4 protein-coding genes and 3 pseudogenes are annotated in these 4,908 nt (G+C 45.1%); 2 read left to right on the top strand and 5 right to left on the bottom strand.

What is annotated here, in order from left to right:
• Nucleotides 1–696, bottom strand: a 696-nt coding sequence (locus STRDD11_RS09970; RefSeq protein ID WP_241209404.1) for an XRE family transcriptional regulator, incomplete at its 3' end; no start/stop codon positions are given.
• Between the two features lie 121 nt (nucleotides 697–817).
• Nucleotides 818–1,661: pseudogene (locus STRDD11_RS09965) on the bottom strand (DegV family protein).
• Between the two features lie 133 nt (nucleotides 1,662–1,794).
• Here STRDD11_RS09965 and STRDD11_RS09960 point away from each other — a divergent pair.
• A pseudogene (locus STRDD11_RS09960) lies at nucleotides 1,795–2,369 on the top strand (TetR/AcrR family transcriptional regulator).
• A gap of 1 nt (nucleotide 2,370) precedes the next feature.
• Here STRDD11_RS09960 and STRDD11_RS09955 read toward each other — a convergent pair.
• The 3 genes and pseudogenes from STRDD11_RS09955 to coaA all read right to left on the bottom strand — a co-directional run bounded on the left by STRDD11_RS09955 (nucleotide 2,371) and on the right by coaA (nucleotide 4,178).
• Nucleotides 2,371–2,894: pseudogene (locus tag STRDD11_RS09955) on the bottom strand (DNA topology modulation protein).
• A 59-nt stretch (nucleotides 2,895–2,953) separates the two neighbouring features.
• Entirely contained in the window at nucleotides 2,954–3,190 is a 237-nt protein-coding gene (gene rpsT / locus STRDD11_RS09950) for a 30S ribosomal protein S20 (RefSeq protein WP_001274000.1), read from the bottom strand.
• A gap of 67 nt (nucleotides 3,191–3,257) precedes the next feature.
• Nucleotides 3,258–4,178: a type I pantothenate kinase gene (coaA, locus tag STRDD11_RS09945; RefSeq protein ID WP_128837185.1), complete on the bottom strand. Its 921-nt coding sequence runs from the start codon at nucleotides 4,176–4,178 to the stop codon at nucleotides 3,258–3,260.
• A gap of 93 nt (nucleotides 4,179–4,271) precedes the next feature.
• On the opposite strand from coaA, the gene STRDD11_RS09940 reads away from it, so the two are divergent.
• Nucleotides 4,272–4,859 (top strand): class I SAM-dependent methyltransferase, encoded by a 588-nt coding sequence (locus STRDD11_RS09940; RefSeq protein WP_128837184.1) that lies wholly within the window; start codon nucleotides 4,272–4,274, stop codon nucleotides 4,857–4,859.
• Nucleotides 4,860–4,908: the final 49 nt, after the last annotated feature.

The following is a 4,908-nucleotide window of genomic DNA, read 5'->3' as shown; positions in this document are numbered from 1 at the left end:
TTCATGGGGGATAAATTTATCGCTGTATTTCTTATTAAGGGAAATCAGGCGGATGCCAGCTGGATCATTGAAAACTTTCTTGATAATGGTTTGTCCATCGTAGTCGATGGCATAAATGGCGCCAGCCAGTTCAAAGTGGGTCTCTTTAATCAGAGCAACGGAACCTCGGGGGGATTTAGGCTCCAGTGAATCCGTCCGCACCCAAAGAGCGATGTCATAATCAATCTCCCTATCCAGCCAGACAAGGTCCGCCTGCTCTTTTTTATGCTGGGAAATGTAGTAGTTTTCATAGACCAGATAGGGGAAGTAGGAGTCCTTGAAGCCTTCTTTTTGCTCTTTCTCCTGAACTTTCTTTTCAGCTAGTTTGAGAACTTCTTCTTGCTGGTCCTGGCTCAGCTGCTGATAAATTCGATTTAATTCGGGGAACTGCTGGGGAATGTCAGCAATCAGACGGTAGCGGGGATCGATGTCTTCCACTGCCACACCGAAAAAAGCCGCTATTTTTTTCAGATTGGCAGCAACCGGCAGAGAGCTGCCCTTGATATAGCCTGTAATAGTGCTGGCTGGAATACCGGTTTCGCGTGACAGCTCAACCTGTTTTTTCCCCTGTTCCTTGAGCAGGTCCTTCAATGTCTTGGAAATCTGAAGCATTGCTTCCTTATCCTGAGGGCTTGATGCCCCTCTTCCTCTGGCCATGGTATCAACTCCTTTACTTGTCTTTATTATAGCGAATTAAATCGAAAAAGTAAAGGATTAGAGCAAATTTTTAGCCTAATCCTTTACTTTTGTATACTTTAAAAATTTAGTTGCAATCAAATCAAATCTCATAGCCCATCAAAATGCCGCCTTCTTCAGCGTAGAAGCTGCAGAGGCCGGAGGTCGGGATGATCTCAATGGCAGCCTGGGGGAATGTTTCCCGGACAGTTTCTGCAAATTGCTGGCAGAATTTTTCATTGCTGCGATGGGCCATAATGATTCGTCCGCCCTTGTAGCCGCCTTTCAGCAATTCGTCGATAGCAGCAGTGAGAGCTTTTTTAGGACCGCGGGCTTTTTGCAGCAGCTCTAAAGTACCAGTCGGACTGGCTTCCCCCACCATACGGATATTAAGGAGTCCGACAACTGCTCCCAGCAGTTTATTGAGCCGGCCGTTCTTGACCAGATTGTCCACCTTGGCCAGTACAAAGAGAAGTTTGGTTTTTTCCTGATAGCGAGTCATTACTTCGGCGATTTCCTCAAAGCTGAGGTCCTGCTTGATCAAATCATTGAGCTTGGTGACCAGCAAATCAATCTCGCCCCCAGCAGAAAGGCTGTCAATAATGTGAATCTTGGCATCAGGATGCTCTTCCAGAAAGAGTTTTTTTAGCTACCTGAGCGCTGTTGTGGCTGCCAGAGAGGGTACCGGTGATGGTCACGGCAAAGATATGATCAGCTCCCTCAAAGCTTCTGAGATAATCGTCCGGGCTGGGGCAGGCGGATTTGGAAGCCGCCGAAGCAGCATACATCTTTTCCATCAGGAGGTCGATATTGAGCTTTTCATCATCTACAAAAATCTCATTTCCCACCTGAAGTGTTAAGGGCACACTCTCAAAGGTTGTCTCTTGTGCTAATTCAGCGATTTGCCGGTAATCACAGCCGGAATCGGCGACAATTTTCCACGTCATCTTTTTCTCCTTTATTGCCAAGTATTTATTGTAAAAAATTGACAAAAAGCCTGTCTTTTTTTACAATTATAACATGAAGAAAGCTGATGAAGAAGCGGAAACTGTCAGCCGATACAGGAGAGAAGCAATTGTTATGTCGGAAAAGAAAATATCAGAAAAATCGCTGGCCAATTTAAGAAAATACAATCAGGAATCCAACCAAATTACCAGAGAGTCTTTGGAAATTTCCCTGATGCAGCTGCTGGAAAAGAAAGAGTTAAAGAAAATAACCATTTCGGAGCTGGTGGAGCGGGCTGGTGTTTCCCGAGCTGCTTTTTACCGCAATTACACATCCAAAGAGCAGATTTTGGAAGAAATATTTCGGAATACGGTCCAAGGCATCACTGACAAACTGGAAGAGTTCAATTTTAAGACGGAAATGTACCAGATTTGGCTTTTCTTTTTAAGGAAGCCAAAAAAGAAGCCCGAGTAATCAGCTTAGCCATTGACTATAATTTTGAAAAACTCCTGACGCAGGCTGTCTTTGACTTTCTGGAAAAGCGCAGCCATAATACCAAGAAAACAGCCAATTCCTACATGAATTCTTTCTGGTCTTCAGCGGTTGTCTCCGTGCTGTCCAAGTGGATTAAGGACGGCATGAAGGTGCCGGCAGAAAAGATCGCCTCCCTAGGCATGCCGCTCTTTCCTCAGAAAAAGAAAAACAAGTGAGTCAGTCTGATTCGCTTGTTTTTAGGTCCTTTTGGAAAGCTGTCAGCTCTCTCTGATTTTTAGTTCGTAGAATTTTTGAGGAAAGTTTTGTCGGATTCGCTCATATCTTGCCAGCGCTGTCTGACGCCGTCCGTCCCAGAGGATCCAGCGGATAAACTCCCAGTCAAACCGTTCAGGGCAGCCTGGAGCCATACTTTCTCGGACCTTATTACGGTATTTGAGGTAGCGCTTAAAAGCCCGGCAGAGACAATTCCAGCGGGAAAAGTTCATGAAGATAATTTGGTCAGCTTCCTCCATCCGCCGCTCATACAAACACCAGGAGTAGTTGCCGTCAATAACCCAGCTGGTGTTTTTTGACAGAAAATGATCCATCTGTTCTCTCATCCAGTCGCGGTTACTATCCTTCCATCCAGGTTGGAATTGCAATGTATCCATGTGAAGTTTGGGAATGGAGCAGTAGTGGGACAGTTGTGTTGCTAAAGTGGACTTCCCAGAACCAGAATAGCCGATGATAGCGATTTTCATTGGAATCCTTTCTTGAATAAAAGCACAAAAAAAGCTCCTAAGAGCTCCCTTTGTCTGCCTTATTTAGCAAGTTTAGCTGAAAGGCGTGCTTTATCGCGGCTTGCTTTGTTTTTGTGAATCAAACCTTTAGTTTCTGCTTTGTCGATAGCTGAGCTGGCAGCACGGAAAAGTTCTTCAGATGGGTTTGCTTCAAAAGCTTTGATAGCAGTACGCATAGCTGATTTTTGAGCTGAGTTTTTTTCGTTTTGTTTAACGTTGAGTTCAGCGCGTTTGATAGCTGATTTAATGTTTGCCAAGTTTTTCACCTCCATTGTAATCTAACTATCTCATTATATATGAAAAGTTAGGATTTGACAAGCTTTTTTATTTTTTCAGATAAATTTCATCAATTTCGTGATTTCCGGCCTTGTGCAGAATGATTTCTGCCCGATTGCGGGTCGGTTCGATATAGTCCAGCAGGTTGACCAGATTGATGGTCTTCCAGATGTTTTGAGCAAAGGCCATGACCTCCTGCTCAGGCTGGGTGGTGAAGCGGTGGTAGTAGTTGCTTGAGTCGTCCTCGGCCAGCGTCAGGAGTTTTTTGAAGCGATCCAGATACCAGCTTTCGATATTGGCCACTTCCGCGTCCACATAGATAGAAAAATCAAAAAAGTCGGTCATGTAGAGTCGCTCATTTTGAGGATTCTGAAAGACATTGATGCCTTCGACGATGACAAAGTCGGCTGCTCTCACCTTTTGCTTTTGCTGGGGGACGATGTCGTAGATTTCATGTGAGTACACAGGAATTTCGAAATCTTGACCGTTTTTGATGCTGTCCAGAAAATTGAGCAGCAGTTCCATATCATAGCTTTCGGGAAATCCTTTGCGGTTTAAAATCCCATTTGCTTCCAAGGTTTGGTTAGGCAACAAGAAACCATCTGTCGTGACCAGCTCAACTGTGGCATTGGAAAAGGTCCGTGACAGCAGGATCTGCAGAAGCCGGCTGGTTGTGGACTTTCCGACGGCCACACTGCCGGAAACTCCGATGATAAAAGGCTGCTTCCGGCTTTCCTTCTGCAAAAAAATACCCTTGGAAAAGGCTAGGTCTTCTTTGGAACGTTTGTAAATCTGAATCAGATGGGTCAGGGGCAGGTAGACATCCGTCACATCCTGCAGGCTGATTTTGTCGTTGAAACTCTTGATTGAATTCAGCTCTTCTTCCGTCAGCGGCGGTGTGGTCTTGCGGTGCAGGTTCTGCCAGGTATGGCGGCTGATTTTTTCAAAGTGAAGAAATTCGTTGGTCATAAGTTACTCCTATTTGTGCTTTTTAGTATATCATATTTTTTTAGGAATTGTAAACGATTTACAAGCACCGCTGAAATATGATAAAATAGTTTTATGAGTAAAATGTATTTTGCAGAAAATCCCGATGCTGAGCACGACATACATGAACTGAGAGTAATGCTCTTAGGACAGGAGATGACTTTTCTGACCGATGCCGGAGTCTTTAGTAAAAAGATGATTGATTACGGCAGTCAGGTCCTTTTGTCTGCTCTGGATTTTAAGCCGGGGGCCAGTGTTTTGGATGTAGGGTGCGGTTACGGAGCGCTAGGGCTGACCTTGGTCAAGGCTCAGGCCGTCAAGGCCAGTCTGCTGGACATCAACAGCCGTGCCTTGGAACTGACCCGGAAAAATGCGGAAGCCAACCACATTTCTGCTCAGATTTTCCAGTCCAATATCTATGAAAAGGTAGAGGGACATTTTGACCATATCATCAGCAATCCGCCCATCCGGGCCGGCAAGCAGGTGGTGCATGAGGTGATTTCCGGCAGCAGCCGCCATTTGAAAGAAGGCGGCGATTTGACCATTGTCATCCAAAAAAAGCAGGGCGCTCCCAGCGCCAAAGCCAAAATGGAAGAGGTCTTTGGCAACTGTCAGATTCTAAAGAAAAATAAGGGATACTATATCCTTAGAAGTGAGAAGTAACTATGCGAGCAGTGGATATTATTCAGAAAAAGCGTGACGGATTGGAACT

The organism is Streptococcus sp. DD11 (genome assembly GCF_001578865.1).
GTDB lineage: Bacteria > Bacillota > Bacilli > Lactobacillales > Streptococcaceae > Streptococcus > Streptococcus panodentis.
Note: the sequence above shows the minus strand (reverse complement) of the source record. Positions and strands in the feature narration are given on the sequence as shown.

Bases quoted from the DNA above. Each gene is read 5' to 3' on its own strand.
- coaA (WP_128837185.1), bottom strand. From the start codon at position 4,178: ATGACCAACGAATTTCTTCACTTTGAAAAAATCAGCCGCCATACCTGG.
- STRDD11_RS09940 (WP_128837184.1), top strand. From the start codon at position 4,272: ATGAGTAAAATGTATTTTGCAGAAAATCCCGATGCTGAGCACGACATA.